A 14901-nucleotide genomic window follows, 5' to 3' on the forward strand; every position below is an offset into this window, starting at 1 on the left:
TTAATTAATAAGCTATTCCAAATTGATGAATTATCTATATAAAATTATTATATAGCAAAATTAATTAAGCTTTAGGACCAAATTTGAAGCCTAACTGTAAGCCTACATCAAAGCTTGAAAATCCCATACTATCAAATATTCCAGTTCCTGCAACAGATTCAAAAAATTTATCTGACATATTCATACCAAAATCATATCCTGCATAAAGTCCCACATTCATAGCCATATTATCAGTAAAGAATATTGAATAATCGAAAGTAGCCTTAATATATCCTATAACAGGAGTTTTAAAATTATCTTTTATATCTGATAAATTCGCTTTTACTGGAGAACCTATTATATTTTTACCATCATATTTTTGATACATTTTTCCAGATAAAGGTATTTTAACTCCTCCTCATATTCCTATAGCAAAAGCACCTATATTGAATTTAGGAAGAAGTCCAATCTGTATGCTTTCAAATGTAAAAGACTGTGTTATTTTTTTTATCGCTTGCAAGTACAAAAGCATAAGAATCATGGCTGTATCCTATTTCACCTAAAACACTAATTCCAAAACCTTCTTTTACTTGGAACATATAGCCTAACTGGGCTGTAACTCCTATATCGAAACCTACCCCGCTATTCTGTTTAGTAGATGGTTCAATATATTGTTTTATTGATTCTCCATATTTTGATAATTTGTAATTGTGAAAACCTACACTCAATCCTATAGGCACATTAACTATAGCCTCAAATCCGCTTGCTGCAAATGCTGATACACTAAATACTGATATCATCATCAATGTTAAAATAATTTTTTTAATGCTTCTCATAAAGAAACTCCTAATAATGATTTTTTATTTATAACAAAATGAATATTGCTATTCAATAAGTTATCAGGTAGGCTTGAAATACAAATAAATAAGTGATGCAAATATTTTAAAATAATATTTGCAACACCAAAAGAAATATTGATTTTAATTAAAATATTATAAATTGATATTATATAAAATTTAACAGAAAAAAGTTTTATTGAATTATTTAGAATGTGTGCTGTGTGCTGTGTTAAAAACTAAAGTACTCATAACCAGTATGATATACTCATTTAATTTTTATGTCAATATTCTGTCTAAAAAAAGTAAAAAATTTAAAATAAAATCGGCTTAAATCTAATAAAAGACATAAGCCGAAAACTATATTAAAGAGATACAAATGAAAAAACTTATGCTAATAATTCTCCGTTATAACCTATACATAAATCTAATGAATTACTTAATTTTACTCTATAAAAATTGATTCTTTTATTAACTTCAAATACAAATACTTTTTTATCTTTATATTTTTTCATTATAGATTTAACTCTGTTAGCTATGTTTTTTGGTAAAGCATTTTCTGATATAGAGTCATCGCTGCTTATATAATTCCAATCTCCTCTTTTATCAAAGTTAATATAAGTTCCATTGTTTAATTTAACTTCGTATTCATCTTTAATTTTATCAATATAAACTATTTTTGTTTTGCTGTAATTAGCATCTATAAATCTTCTAGCATTCTCTGGTAATTGGCTAGGTGTTACTTTTATAAAAAGGTTTAAAGTGTTTGTCATAATGTATCTCCTTATAGGGTGTATTGTAAAATCTCTTTACAATTATTATTATATCAGATTACCCATTTTATGCAATATTTTTTTACAATTATTTTACAATTATTTTACATTTATTCTAAAAAATAAGATATATAAAATACATTTACTACATATACAGGTGTTATTGCAAATTTCATGTAAAGAAAATGCTAAAATTCATTGATTACAATATATAAATTTCAAAAACAAAGCATAATTTTATATAAAAAATAGAAAATAATACTCTATTGCAGACTTTTATAAAATATGTTATCTTATTGCAAATTTTTATAACTATATATAGAAAACTTTTGATAAAAAATAATTGAATATGGATTTTGATGTATGGAAATAGTGAATATAAATGACGCTCTCGATTATATATATTCTTTTATGGGGAAGAAAAACTTACATAAAGAAGGTTTTGACCATATAAATAATGTACGAAACATATTAAATACTTTAGGATATAAACAAACATTTGAAGTAATACATATTACTGGAACTAAAGGAAAAGGATCTACTACATTAGTATTATCCCACATGTTAAAACATTCCGGATTTAAAACAGGTGCTTTTATATCTCCTCATATAATAGATGAAAGAGAAAGAATATCAATAAATGATGAATGGATTAGCGAAAAAGATTTTGTTTATATAACAAATAGAATAAAAAATATAGTAGATAATGATAATTATATATATGAGAATATTACTGTATTTGAAATATTTACAATAATAGGGTTATATTATTTCTATATGCAGGAAGTAGATTATGCATGTGTAGAGGTTGGTATTGGAGGAAAATTAGACTGTACAAATGTAGTGGACTCTGCTATAAGTATATTAACATCAATATCTTATGATCATACTCAAATACTTGGAGATACAATAGAAAAAATAACAGAACAAAAAGCAGGAATAATTAAACCAAACTCAATTGTAATATCAGCGTATCAAGAAGAAAATTCAATAAATATAATAAAAAATATATCAGAAAAACAAAACTCAAAATTATATATTTTTAAAAAAGATTTTGATGCAGAAATTATAAAAAACAGCAATGAAAATTTAGAGTTTATATATAAAGAAAATGATAAAGAATACACTTTTAATACAACATTATTAGGAGAGCATCAGGCAGAAAATATTTCATTATCATTTAAAGCATTTAGAATGCTATTGGAAAAAAGAAAAAACATAAAAAATACAGAAAAAATATATATAAGTGCCATTAATTCATTAAATACATTTGATATAAAAGCACGTCTTACATTTATGCAAAGAAATCCAGACATAATAGTAGATGGTGCTCATAATGCAAAATCACTAGACAGAGTATTAAAAACGGTATATAAATGGTATAAGGATATTATAATATTATTTGCTCCTTTAAGCGAAAAAGATGTTAATGGTATGTGCAATGTATTAAAACAGTATGATTCTATTATAATATTAAGTTCTTCAAACAATATAACTTATAAAGAAACAGATAGTTATAAAGTATATGAATATTTAAAAGACTATGATAATGTTAAGCATATACCTAATTTTAATGAGGCTATTGAATATATGAAAAAACTTTCTAAAGAAAAAAGTATGCCGGCATTAGTTATAGGTTCATTATATGCAGCAAGCGACTTTATTAATACTTATAAAAAATGAGGGATATATTAATTAAAATAATATATCCCTTTATAATAAAACTTTTTTCGATATAAGATATTAAATCTCTATAACTTCTTTTCTTTTAGAACCACCAAAATCAAATAAATCTAAATGTATACCTAATTGAGCTCCTATATCTACAGAACCTAATTTTCCAGGATAATTATATCCATAACCTAAAGAACCCAAATTATTTTTTACTCCCATATAAGGTATATCAAAATTAACATATAATGATAAACTAATAAATACTATATTTATTCCTGTATAAAGTCTAACATAAGGTATTAAAACATCATTGAACCTTCCAGAAAGACCTGATATTTTTCTATCAGTATCTCCTTCAGTATATTTACCTGAGAAAGGAATTTTCACACCGCCTCCAATACCTAATTGGAATAATAAAGGACGCCATTCTAAATTAAGCCCTGTCATAACACTGTCAAATTCATGGGTATAATTTCTAGAATCAGCTGTTATAAATTTAAATGTATCTCTATACCAGCCTACATCTAAACCCAAAGATATTGTATGAGTTCCGTCTCCTATATTAAAATTAACTCTAGGCTGAAATATAACACCAACTTCAAATGCAGTTTTAGGACTAAATGACACACTTGGATCAACACTGCTTTCTGGATAAAAACTAGGGATACTTCCGCCTAATGGTATATACATTCCGATACCCAGTGAATGAGAATATGCTAATGATGATATCATTAGAAATAAACTAATTAATACAAACTTTTTCATATATATCTCCTTGCCAATTTGTATAAAAAGATTAATAAGTTTATAAAGAAAATAAGATTACTAAAAAATAGTGTAAACTTCATAAACTTTCTTCGAGAATAAAGTTTTTTTACATAAAAGTCAATATGAAAATATCTTTTTTTTAAATAATACAATACCTTAGTATAGCATAATAATATTGAAAAAACATACTATTCATAACTAAATTTATATAATAAATATTATAAAACTATTTCTTATAATTATTTATTTAATTATATGGTAATCTCTGATTTACTTTCTCCAAATTCTAATAAAGGTAAATAAATACCTATCTGAACACCTACATCAAAAGCTGCAAGCTGACCAGGATATTTATATCCGTAACCTAATGAACTAATATTATCTTTTATCTGAACATAAGGTATATCAACATTCATGTATAATGATAAATTAACAAAATAGAAATTTACACCTGCGTAAAGTTTCAAATAAGGTATAATGACAGGAGTATTAAATCTTTCTGTTAACTTATCTCCGTTTAATTTAGTACCAATATCTCCTTCCAAATATTTGCCGGAACAAGGAAATTTAACACCACCTCCAATACCTAATTGAAATAATGAAGGTCTCCATTCAATATTAAGTCCTGTCATAATACTGTCAAATTCATGTTTAAATTTTTGTGAATTATTCTGAAATTTAAATGTATCTCTATACCAGCCAAAATCCAAAGATACAGCTATATAATGAAATTTACCTAATTCAAAATAAAGTCCAGGCTGAAATATAACACCCATTTCAAATGACCATTTTTCTTCTCCTATTGTAGCTGGTTCGTAAAGTTTATTGGGTAAGAAACCAGGTATACTTCCTCCTAACGGAACATACAAACCAATGCCAAAATAATGGGAATAAGCTAGAGCTGATGTCATTAGAAATAGACTAATTAGTATGATAATTTTTTTCATATTTTTTCCTTACAGACAATAAAAAATATTTAGGCATACAATAGAAATAATCTATATATAAAAAATAAATAAAATTTGAAAAAACGTATAAAAGATTTTTAAAAAAGAAATTTAAATATCTCATAAATTAATTCCACAAAGATTTCATAAACCTTATTTAAGTATAGATAATTTTTATACAAAAGTCAATATAAGAATATATATTTTGATTATACAATACCTTGGTATTTATTAATAATATTTATAGTCCTTTGAGAAGCTCCGTTATTTTGTCTTAACAGATTGTATGCTTTTTCAGATAATTCATCTCTAAGTTCTTTATTTTTATATGCAAGCTCTATAGTTTCATGCAATTTATTTTTATCTTCACAAGTAAATACAGCATCTTTCATATACTCATAAATTTCTATAAAATTATACATATACTTACCAACTATAACAGGCTTCTTAAAATATATAGCCTCTAATATATTATGGCCTCCTACATTTCCTATAAAAGTACCGCCCATAATAACCAAATCAGATAATTTATACCAATTTAATAATTCACCTATAGTATCAATTATTATACCGTCTTCAGAACTATTTTCATAATCTGTATAAAGAGGTAAATCATATCCTAATTTGGAAGCAGTATTTTGTATATCTTCTCCTCGGTTAATATCTCTTGGAACTATTACAATATAAACATTATCTTTTATTCCAAGCATATCAATTGCTTTGAGTATTATATCTTCTTCATTAGAATGAGTACTTCCTGCTGTTATTACAAATTTGTTAACTGGTATTCTATTCTCTAAATCATCTATTTTTTTCTCATTGGCATAATAATTTATATCATATTTTAAATTTCCTGTAACAGTTATAAGTCCCTCAGGCATTCCTATGCTAATCATATTTTCTTTATCTATATTGCTCTGAGCCAAAATCTTCGTATACATATTAAAATAAGGTTTAAAGAAAAATTTAAAATTTTTATATCCTTTTATTTCTTTCTTTCCAATTCTTCCATTTATCATATAAAGAGGTATTAATTTTTTATGAAGCATATAAATAAATGTAGGCCATATCTCAATTTCAGCTATCATTACATATTCAGGAGATATTAAATTAATAAGTTTATTTATCATATGAGGATAATCCAATGTTAAATAAAATAATTCAACTTTTTCCCCATAGTTTTTTTTAGCTATATCATATCCTCCAACTGTAGTAGTTGATAAATAAACACTATATCCTCTATCTATCAAAGTAAAAACTATTTCTTTTACAGCAACTATCTCACCCACGCTTACAGCATGTATCCATACAGCATTTTTATTATTTTCTTTAGGATATATAAAACCTAATCTTGATAAAGCACCTTTTCTAATAGGTTTATTAAATATCATCATTATAGAAAAGCATATAAATATTATAGGATAAATAATATAACCAAATACAGTATATATAAACATTAAAATTCTTTGCATTTATAAAACCAAACCATTTATATTATTATAGATATAACAGTCAACATAATTATAACAGCATATATCAAAAATGAAATAATAGCTTTCACAATAGCATGCTGTTTTCTAGTACCCCATTCACATTTTGAAGCTACAACCATAAAAGAAATAAATAATGCTATCTCTATTATATTTAAAATGATAAAAATAATACCATATACGCCGTTTCTAATATTATTATGTTCTATAATATAGTATGCTACTATTGGAAAAAGCATGATTATTGAAGCATTAATCAATTTATGTATTAAAAGGTATTTATTCATAGTTTTAATTATACTAAATAAATATATTATGTCAATTAATTAATATAAAATAATAGACTTTCTATTAATTATAAAACTAATAGAAAGCCCAAATTTGTGTAATGTATAATTAATTTATATAAAAAATAAAAGCTATTTATACGCATACAAAATATAAACTTTATTTTCTGATAAAATATCATAATTTATATTATTAAAATTTCATTCTAATCTATATTAACCTAACTGTTCCATTAGCTTTTTTTAGTATCCTCATAAAGTTTTGTAATATTATTATTCCATATATCCTATTTATAATGTAAATCAAATCCATAATCAGAAGAACCATTCTCAGGAACACAATTTCTTGGAGCAAACCCTATATTTGATGTAGGATAACTAGATAATTCCATTTTATTAGCATCAAATTTAGGAACACTATTTCTGGATTTTTTCTTAATATAATAACTATATAATTTTTTATTCTTCTTTTTATCAAAAAAAGTTTCACCTTTAAATATGCAGTATGATTTCAAATCATCTTCTAAATGATCAAAAAATGAAACTATTTTTATGATATCATCTTTATTTGAAATCAAAAAATAATTTTCTATTCTAAAAAGAAAAGACTTACCTATAGGAATATCTACTAAAAATATACTTCTATTTACATTGAAGTCCATAAAACATACTTAAAATTAAGTATAATATAATATTTTATTAAATTAAGATTTTTTAGAATAAACTCACGGTTTATTTATGATTAAAATGTCTCGGGAAAGTAAAAATTCTGATTAAGATATGATAATATTGAACTACTTCCTAATAAATACATGTAATATATCCTGATAATTAATCACATAGATTGTGTTATAATAACATACAAATTTATTAATGTCAATATTTTCCGATAAACTTATAAATAATATAAAAAATTTTTAAATGATATTATTATAATTTACTTAAAATATACATTATTGATATAAAACTAAAAAAATATGATACTATTTACTATTTTTAAATAATAATATATTATTTAATTATTTACATTGTTAATTTTTGTTCAAATAAAAGGGGTCATCTTTATGTTAAAAAATAAAAAATATAGCTTAGTATTAAAATTTTTAATACCATATATGGCAGCACTATTTATAATATGCAGTAGTATTTATATAATGTATATTCCGCAATATAAAACAAGATTTATAAATTCAAATAAATACAATATAACTGATATATCATCCAAATTAGAAAATAATATAGAGTCTATATATGGAAGAATAAATATATTTTGTTCTTATGTTGAAAAAGAAACAGATCACAATAAACTATTAGAAGTGTTTGCCAATGTTCTAAAAAATGAAGAAGATTTAATGAATATTTTTTATGCAGATACTATACCATATAAAGATGGTGGAATCGTATTAAATACCTTGGGACAACTGCCAGGCGATTATGATCAAACTACTAAAGAATGGTATAAAAAAGCATTAGCTTCACAGGAAATTGTTATCTCTGAACCTTACATAGATGCAGTTACAGGAAATATAGTAATAACATTTTCAAAGGCTATGTATATTAATGGTGAGTTGTATGGAATACTTGGAATTGATGTAGATTTTATAAAAACAATTAGTGACATATTGGAACAAAGTAAAAATTATAATTATGATATTAGTATAATAAATGACACAGGACTATATTTGTTTAATAAAAATGAAAGCTATATGTTAAAAGAAAATATATTTAGTGATAATAAAATATCAATATATAAAAATGATATATTAAATAATAAAAACTACTATTGGATAGAAAAAGCTAATTCTTATATTACATCTAAAATAGGAAATACCAAATGGAATTTAATAGTAATTGCCAATAATGATGAATTAAAATCATCATTATTAAAGTTGCTTATATTAGTTATAGCTGTATTTATAGTATTATCAGCTATAGAAACTATATTAGTTCTTTTAATAGCAATTCCTATATCAAGCACATTAGACAATACTATATCAATAATAAATGATATGTCTATGGGGAATTTTAATACATCATTTGACCAAAAAGAGTTAAATAAGAAAGATCAAACAGGAGATGTTGTAAGAGCCTTAAATAATATGCAGGAGAAACTTGGAGATATAATATTCAATATGAAAGATGAAATAAATGGTATTAATAATGCAGTTAATATCATTACAAATGGAAATATAAACCTATCTGATAGAGCCAATGCTCAAGCTAGTTCATTAGAAGAGTTAACAAGATCTATAGAATTTGTATTTTCATCTTTGAAGGACACTGCTGACAATGCTGGAAATGCCAAAAAAATGAGTGAAAATGTTTCTACTTCTACACAAAATGGTGTAAATGCTATAAATTCAACATCTGAAAGTATGTCAGAAATATCTGAAGCAAGTAAAAAAATATCTGATATTACAAAAATAATAGAATCCATTGCTTTGCAAACTAATATATTGGCATTAAATGCTTCTGTAGAGGCTGCACGTGCAGGAGATCAAGGAAAAGGATTTGCTGTTGTAGCATCTGAGGTTAGAAACTTAGCAATTAATGTAGGAAATGCTGCAAAAGACATAACAAGCATAGCAAATGAAACAGTAGAAAAAATACAAAATGGAAGTGCTGCTGTTCAAGCATCATCATATATATTAAATCAAATAGAATCATCTGTTAATGATGTGCTCACTTTATTAACTGAAATATCAGATGCTATCATAGAAGAAGAAAACAGTATATCTCAAATAAATACAGCTGTTATAGAAATAAACAGAATAACTCAGGATACATCAAAAATAGCTAATGAAGGAGCCAATGCAAGTAAAGATGTATTAGATAAATCTAATAATATAGTTTCACAGGTTTCATATTTTAATTTTAATTAAAGCATTGATTTTATATTTTTGTTATTAATTTTGATGCTATAATAGAAGCATCCAAGTTTTCAATACATATATGATTATTAGGACAGTTTTTTCTTTTATAGCATCTAGCACATTCTAAATTTTCAACTCTTATAGTCTCTGAATTTTTTGCTATAGGTCCTACTCTAACTTCACTGGTAGGTCCGAATAATGCTATAAGAGGCTTTTGAAATGCACATCCTGTATGCATTGGAAAAGAATCTACAGTAACCATGCCTTTAGAATTCTTTATTAAATATGCAAGCTCAGGTAAATTAAAAAGCCCAGAACTATTTAACACATTATCAAACCCTTTAACTATCTCCAAACATTTTTCATTATAATCAGATGTAGCGGAAACTATTATCTGTATATCTCTTAATTTTTGTATCTCTTTAATTATTTCTCTTGATTTATTTACAGACAAATCTTTTGTATCCCATCTTGAAAATGGAGATAAAACTATATATTCTTTTCTTATATCAAAATTACTTTCAATGTTATATTTTATATGTTCTATTTTTTTATTGAAATCTTCTTCTATAGTTTTAGGCAAAAAATAATCCAAATCAGTACCATCATCAGGACAATTAATAAATTTTAAAAAAGATATAAGACCAACTATAGCATTTATATCCTTATAATAATTACTTTTAAATCCAAACCATTTTCCTTTAGCATATTTTTCTTTAGCATGACATAAATACAAAAAAATTACACTTCTTTCAAGTCCTTGCAAATCCATAGCTATATCATAATGCTCTTTTCTCACATCTTTTATATGAGATAAAAATTCTCTTATAGTTGAAAAAAACATCAATGGAGATTTAAAAATTTCATTTTCATATTTATATATATCCAATACATAAAGTTTATTTATATATGGATTATTCTCAAGTATTCCTAAAGCACGTTTATCAGTTACTATATCTATAGTGCAATCAGGTTTCCATTTTTTTAATGCTCTTATAACAGGAGTCATATGAAGAACATCTCCAAGTGAAGTTTGCTTTATTAAAAGTACTTTCATTATAACTAAACCTACATCATTATTAATATAAATAATAATATACATTTTTTTATAATATATCAACAATAATAAAAAATAAAAAAATTACTACAAAAAGTATTGACAAAAATTACTTTACATAGTAATATTACTACATAAAGTAATTAAACTAACAATTTTAAAAAAGGACAAAATTATGAAAAGGAATATTATTATAATATTAGTTATTGTATTGATTACAACTTTTAGTATAAGCAAAGCAAATATAGGAAAGTCAAAAAATGAAGATATAATCAAAATAGGAATAAGCCAAATGATAGAACATGAGGCATTAGATTTAATTTATAAAGGTATAGAAGATGAACTAAATCTATACTATAAAAACAGCAATAAAAAAATAGTTATAGATTATCAAAATGCCCAGGGAGAACAGGCAAACTGTACTACAATAGCACAGAAATTTGTAAATGATAAAAAAGATATAATAATAGCAATAGGCACTCCTTCAGCTCAATCAGCAGTAAATTTAACTAAAGATATACCAATAATAGTTTCTGGTATAGGAGATCCTATAGGAGCAAAATTAGTTACAAATTTAAATAAACCTAATGTTAATGTAACTGGAACAATAAACCTTCCGCCTATAGAAAAACAAATAGAGCTTATGCATACATTAATGCCTAATGCTAAAAAAATAGGACTTTTATACTGCTCAAGTGAAATTAATTCTTCATATCAAATAAAGCTAGCAAAAGAAAAATTAGATTCTTTAGGAATTGAATATGTTGACTTAACAGTAGCAAATGCCAATGAAATACAGCAAATAATGCTTAGTGCTGTTAATAAAGTAGATGCTATATTTTCACCAACAGACAATATCATAGCAAGCAGTATGGCTAATGTTGCTATGATAGAAGAAAGTGAAAAACTACCTGTTGTATGTGCTGATGCTTCAATGACAAAAATAGGAGGTACTGTAACTTATTCTGTAGATTATTATGAAATGGGTAAGGTTACTGCCAAAAAAACAATAGAAGTTTTAGAAGGAACAAAAGACATAAAAAACATACCACTAGAAACTGTTGATAGTTATAATTTTATAGTTAATACTAATATGATAACTAAATTAGGATTAAGCATACCAAATAATATTTACTAATAAGCTAATATATAAAAATAATTCCATATTTAGAATTCTACTACATAATATTGGGCTTGTAATTATATTAATTATTACAAGCCCATAAATATATTACTGTTCTAATAATTTTAATGTAGCAATTACAGGTAAATGATCACTTACAGAAGTCCATTCAACTCCATCTGCTTCCGCAGAATTTTCTTTATTAGGTATATAAACATCAGCCTCCCATACTTGAGCTTTACTTGTAAATATATAATCTAATCCAATTTCAGGATTCTCAGAAGGCCAGGTTCTATTATCTATTGAAGAAGGTATTTCACATTTCCAATATCTCTCTAAACGTTTAATTGTATCAGAATTAATAGTATCATTAAAATCTCCGCACATTATTTTTATACCTCTTACATCCAATAAATATTCATCTATTGCATATATTTGAGACATACGAGTTTCTGGATTTTCATGCCAATCTGTATGAGTATTAATAAATGTTATAGGCACATCAAAATTTGGAACATCTATTTTAGTTATTAAAGCTACTCTTTGTTCATCACTTGAAGGCAACTGTAAAACATGAGTATATATTATTGGATATTTTGAAAGTATAGCTATTCCGTAATCTCCTCCATCAAACTCTATAGTTTTGGCAAAATATGAATAATATCCTGTAATTTCTGATATTATTTTTATTTGATCCACATTTCCGCTTCTAGCAGTATTAACATCTACTTCTTGTAATGCTACCAAATCAGGAGATACCTTTTTTATAGCTGCAGCAGTATTGCTTGCATCTATCTTTAAAGTCTTAGCACCTGATGCCATATTATAGGTCATAATTTTAATAGTTGGATTATTCTCTCTTATAATCTTATTATGCAATACTTTCTTTAATAATGGATTATCCATATCATTTGTATTGCTTTGCTGTGAAGAAGTAGAAGATTGATTAGTATCCGATGTTTTAGTATCTGAAGTATTATTATTACATGAAAAAACAAATAAAAAAACTAAAATTAATAGAGTATAAAAACACTTATTCATAAATAAATCCTTAAAATTATTTGTAAAAATAGTAATACAAAAAAAATATTTGTCAATCAAATTTTAGAAAACATTTAAAACATTATTAATATCTTTCAAATTTTAAGAGATAAACATTAAGAAATTATCTATTTTCTTTAAAAAAGTGTTCTTCTACTCTTATACAAATTTCATGGTATATTACTTCATGATATTCCTGAGATATATGGGTTTCTTTTGCAGGTGCTTTAATTGCAATATCAGCCATTTCTGCAAGTTTTCCTCCATTTTCATTTGTAAAAGATATAACTTTTATTCCCATAGCCTTAGCAAGTTTAACAGCATAAATAATATTCTTAGCATTTCCAGATGTACTTATAGCAATAAAAATATCCCCTTTATCTCCAAAACCTAATAACTGCTGTGCAAACACCAAATAAGGTTCTTTATCATTAAGATATGCACTTGAAAGTCCAAGATGAGAAGTTAAAGCAACAGCTCTTAATGGAGATTCCAAATTATCAGCTATATATTCTCCGTCATCTATTTTTAAAAGCTCTTTTCTTATATCTTCTTTTATAGGACGTTTCTTTAGAAAACTTTTTAATAGCTCTCCTGCTATATGCTCGCTGTCGCATGCACTTCCTCCATTTCCAGCTATTAAAACTTTTCCTCCATTCTCATAACATTTTATTATCTCATCTATAGCATTTTCTATAGCTTTTTTCATAGGCTCTAATTTAGGCACTCTTTCAATTAATTGTTCTATCATTCTAATTTCCTTAAATTAATATCAATAAATTATATACAAGTTTTATATTTTAACAAGTAAATTATACTTAATATCATTATATATATCTTCTTTACTTACAGTATCGATACTTTCATAAAATCTAGCCTGTTTTTCAAAAGGATTATCAATATAACCATATTTTATACTGTACAAAATATATAAAAATAAAAATTTAATAAATCCTAAATATTCTATTTGATATATATGTATAAGCTCATGTCTGAATAAATTACTGCTGCAATCAATATTGTCAAAAATATATCTAGTTTTTACATGTATTCTTTTTGTAAATGGATTTGTTATAGCTATAAAATCTATATTGGAAATCCTGCTTGAAATCACTAAACTTAAACTTAGCAATGAATTAAAAACATAAATAACATCGCCTACTTTTTTAGTTTTCTTTATTAGTGTATAATATATAATAATTATTAACACAAATAATATTATAATATATAACACTATTCTATAGCACCATAACCGTTTAAAAACTCTACTAAACTGTCAGGCTTTTTATAATTTTCTTTAACATAGGAAAGAGCAGTTCTTCCATTTTTATCTTTGGCATTAACATTAATACCATTATCGCATAATATCTTAGCTACAGGAAGCATATTCTCGCTTTTATCAGCAGACATAAAAACCATAATTAAAGCATTATCACCATCATTATTTACAGCATTAATATTAACCTTATAATCAATTAAAGTTTTAACTACATCAGGATAAAGCTTATATGAAGCAACATGTAAGGAAGTTTCACCATACATATTAGATGAATTTACATCAGCACCATTTTTAAGCAGCATTTTTACAATATCATTGAAACCACCTGAAGCAGCCATTATCAAAGCATTATAACCCACTTTATCAGAGATATTAACATTTGCTTTAGAATTTACAAGCAGTCTTGCAACAGCAGTATGTCCATGATGAGATGCAAGCATTAAACCGGTTACTCCGTCCTCAGTTATAGCATCAATATTAACTTTCTTATTAATAAGAGAAACAACTGTTTCATATTGCCCTTCTTCGCATGCTTTTAAAAATTTTGTTTCATTATCTGTTAACGGATAAAGAATGGAACAAAACAAAAATAAAAAAATAAAAATTATATTCTTCATAAACAACCTATATACTATAATCTAATGCATATAAAATATAATTAAAACGATATTTGTAAAAAAATTTTAATTATATTCTTTAATAAAACCTCAATATTGTAAATACATACCCTAAATAAAAATATATTACAAAATCAATAATAATTAATGCATCATT

General features: G+C 24.9%; 14 protein-coding genes and 1 pseudogene. 3 read left to right on the forward strand and 12 right to left on the reverse strand.

Translation table 11 applies throughout. The features are described 5' to 3' along the window. Positions 1–64: 64 nt before the first annotated feature. Both T324_RS18985 and T324_RS0109570 read right to left on the reverse strand, forming a co-directional pair. Positions 65–815, reverse strand: a pseudogene (locus T324_RS18985) (PorT family protein). A gap of 389 nt (positions 816–1204) precedes the next feature. Beyond that, entirely contained in the window at positions 1205–1588 is a 384-nt protein-coding gene (locus tag T324_RS0109570) for a PepSY-like domain-containing protein (protein WP_028330046.1), read from the reverse strand. 369 nt (positions 1589–1957) lie between these two features. On the opposite strand from T324_RS0109570, the gene T324_RS0109575 reads away from it, so the two are divergent. Continuing rightward, positions 1958–3271 carry a bifunctional folylpolyglutamate synthase/dihydrofolate synthase gene (locus T324_RS0109575; RefSeq protein ID WP_028330047.1) on the forward strand — a complete coding sequence of 438 codons (1314 nt, stop codon included), beginning with the start codon at positions 1958–1960 and terminating at the stop codon, positions 3269–3271. A 60-nt stretch (positions 3272–3331) separates the two neighbouring features. Here the strand turns inward: T324_RS0109575 and T324_RS0109580 are convergent, their stop codons facing one another. The 5 genes from T324_RS0109580 to T324_RS0109605 form a co-directional block, all read right to left on the reverse strand. Beyond that, the gene (locus T324_RS0109580) at positions 3332–4027 is read right to left on the reverse strand and encodes a hypothetical protein (protein ID WP_028330048.1); all 696 of its coding nucleotides are present in this window, start codon (positions 4025–4027) and stop codon (positions 3332–3334) included. 254 nt (positions 4028–4281) lie between these two features. Continuing rightward, complete coding sequence (locus T324_RS0109585; protein WP_028330049.1) at positions 4282–4977, reverse strand: hypothetical protein; 696 nt, start codon at positions 4975–4977, stop codon at positions 4282–4284. Positions 4978–5186: 209 nt separating this feature from the next. After that, entirely contained in the window at positions 5187–6449 is a 1263-nt protein-coding gene (locus T324_RS0109595) for a 3-deoxy-D-manno-octulosonic acid transferase (RefSeq protein ID WP_028330050.1), read from the reverse strand. Positions 6450–6466: 17 nt separating this feature from the next. Next, positions 6467–6754, reverse strand: coding sequence for a hypothetical protein (locus tag T324_RS0109600; RefSeq protein ID WP_028330051.1), 288 nt, complete (start codon positions 6752–6754; stop codon positions 6467–6469). Positions 6755–7041: 287 nt separating this feature from the next. Then, entirely contained in the window at positions 7042–7416 is a 375-nt protein-coding gene (locus T324_RS0109605) for a hypothetical protein (RefSeq protein WP_028330052.1), read from the reverse strand. Between the two features lie 402 nt (positions 7417–7818). On the opposite strand from T324_RS0109605, the gene T324_RS0109610 reads away from it, so the two are divergent. Then, positions 7819–9636 carry a methyl-accepting chemotaxis protein gene (locus T324_RS0109610; RefSeq protein ID WP_028330053.1) on the forward strand — a complete coding sequence of 606 codons (1818 nt, stop codon included), beginning with the start codon at positions 7819–7821 and terminating at the stop codon, positions 9634–9636. Between the two features lie 10 nt (positions 9637–9646). Here the strand turns inward: T324_RS0109610 and T324_RS0109615 are convergent, their stop codons facing one another. Continuing rightward, positions 9647–10684, reverse strand: coding sequence for a glycosyltransferase family 9 protein (locus T324_RS0109615; RefSeq protein ID WP_028330054.1), 1038 nt, complete (start codon positions 10682–10684; stop codon positions 9647–9649). A 175-nt stretch (positions 10685–10859) separates the two neighbouring features. On the opposite strand from T324_RS0109615, the gene T324_RS0109620 reads away from it, so the two are divergent. Continuing rightward, the gene (locus tag T324_RS0109620; RefSeq protein ID WP_028330055.1) at positions 10860–11822 is read left to right on the forward strand and encodes an ABC transporter substrate-binding protein; all 963 of its coding nucleotides are present in this window, start codon (positions 10860–10862) and stop codon (positions 11820–11822) included. A 93-nt stretch (positions 11823–11915) separates the two neighbouring features. Here the strand turns inward: T324_RS0109620 and T324_RS17120 are convergent, their stop codons facing one another. The 4 genes from T324_RS17120 to T324_RS0109640 all read right to left on the reverse strand — a co-directional run bounded on the left by T324_RS17120 (position 11916) and on the right by T324_RS0109640 (position 14744). Beyond that, positions 11916–12848 (reverse strand): endonuclease/exonuclease/phosphatase family protein, encoded by a 933-nt coding sequence (locus T324_RS17120; RefSeq protein WP_211232588.1) that lies wholly within the window; start codon positions 12846–12848, stop codon positions 11916–11918. Positions 12849–12972: 124 nt separating this feature from the next. Further along, positions 12973–13599, reverse strand: coding sequence for a D-sedoheptulose-7-phosphate isomerase (locus tag T324_RS0109630; RefSeq protein WP_028330056.1), 627 nt, complete (start codon positions 13597–13599; stop codon positions 12973–12975). Between the two features lie 42 nt (positions 13600–13641). Beyond that, positions 13642–14082 (reverse strand): hypothetical protein, encoded by a 441-nt coding sequence (locus tag T324_RS17125; protein ID WP_038375174.1) that lies wholly within the window; start codon positions 14080–14082, stop codon positions 13642–13644. Further along, positions 14082–14744: an ankyrin repeat domain-containing protein gene (locus T324_RS0109640; protein WP_028330057.1), complete on the reverse strand. Its 663-nt coding sequence runs from the start codon at positions 14742–14744 to the stop codon at positions 14082–14084. The genes T324_RS17125 and T324_RS0109640 overlap by 1 nt, the downstream gene beginning before the upstream one ends. Positions 14745–14901: the final 157 nt, after the last annotated feature.

Source organism: Brachyspira alvinipulli ATCC 51933 (genome assembly GCF_000518245.1).
GTDB lineage: Bacteria > Spirochaetota > Brachyspiria > Brachyspirales > Brachyspiraceae > Brachyspira > Brachyspira alvinipulli.

Coding starts and splice junctions, on each gene's coding strand:
- T324_RS0109570 (WP_028330046.1), bottom strand. CDS start 1,588: ATGACAAACACTTTAAACCTTTTTATAAAAGTAACACCTAGCCAATTA.
- T324_RS0109580 (WP_028330048.1), bottom strand. CDS start 4,027: ATGAAAAAGTTTGTATTAATTAGTTTATTTCTAATGATATCATCATTA.
- T324_RS0109585 (WP_028330049.1), bottom strand. CDS start 4,977: ATGAAAAAAATTATCATACTAATTAGTCTATTTCTAATGACATCAGCT.
- T324_RS0109595 (WP_028330050.1), bottom strand. CDS start 6,449: ATGCAAAGAATTTTAATGTTTATATATACTGTATTTGGTTATATTATT.
- T324_RS0109600 (WP_028330051.1), bottom strand. CDS start 6,754: ATGAATAAATACCTTTTAATACATAAATTGATTAATGCTTCAATAATC.
- T324_RS0109605 (WP_028330052.1), bottom strand. CDS start 7,416: ATGGACTTCAATGTAAATAGAAGTATATTTTTAGTAGATATTCCTATA.
- T324_RS0109610 (WP_028330053.1), top strand. CDS start 7,819: ATGTTAAAAAATAAAAAATATAGCTTAGTATTAAAATTTTTAATACCA.
- T324_RS0109615 (WP_028330054.1), bottom strand. CDS start 10,684: ATGAAAGTACTTTTAATAAAGCAAACTTCACTTGGAGATGTTCTTCAT.
- T324_RS0109620 (WP_028330055.1), top strand. CDS start 10,860: ATGAAAAGGAATATTATTATAATATTAGTTATTGTATTGATTACAACT.
- T324_RS17120 (WP_211232588.1), bottom strand. CDS start 12,848: ATGAATAAGTGTTTTTATACTCTATTAATTTTAGTTTTTTTATTTGTT.
- T324_RS0109630 (WP_028330056.1), bottom strand. CDS start 13,599: ATGATAGAACAATTAATTGAAAGAGTGCCTAAATTAGAGCCTATGAAA.
- T324_RS0109640 (WP_028330057.1), bottom strand. CDS start 14,744: ATGAAGAATATAATTTTTATTTTTTTATTTTTGTTTTGTTCCATTCTT.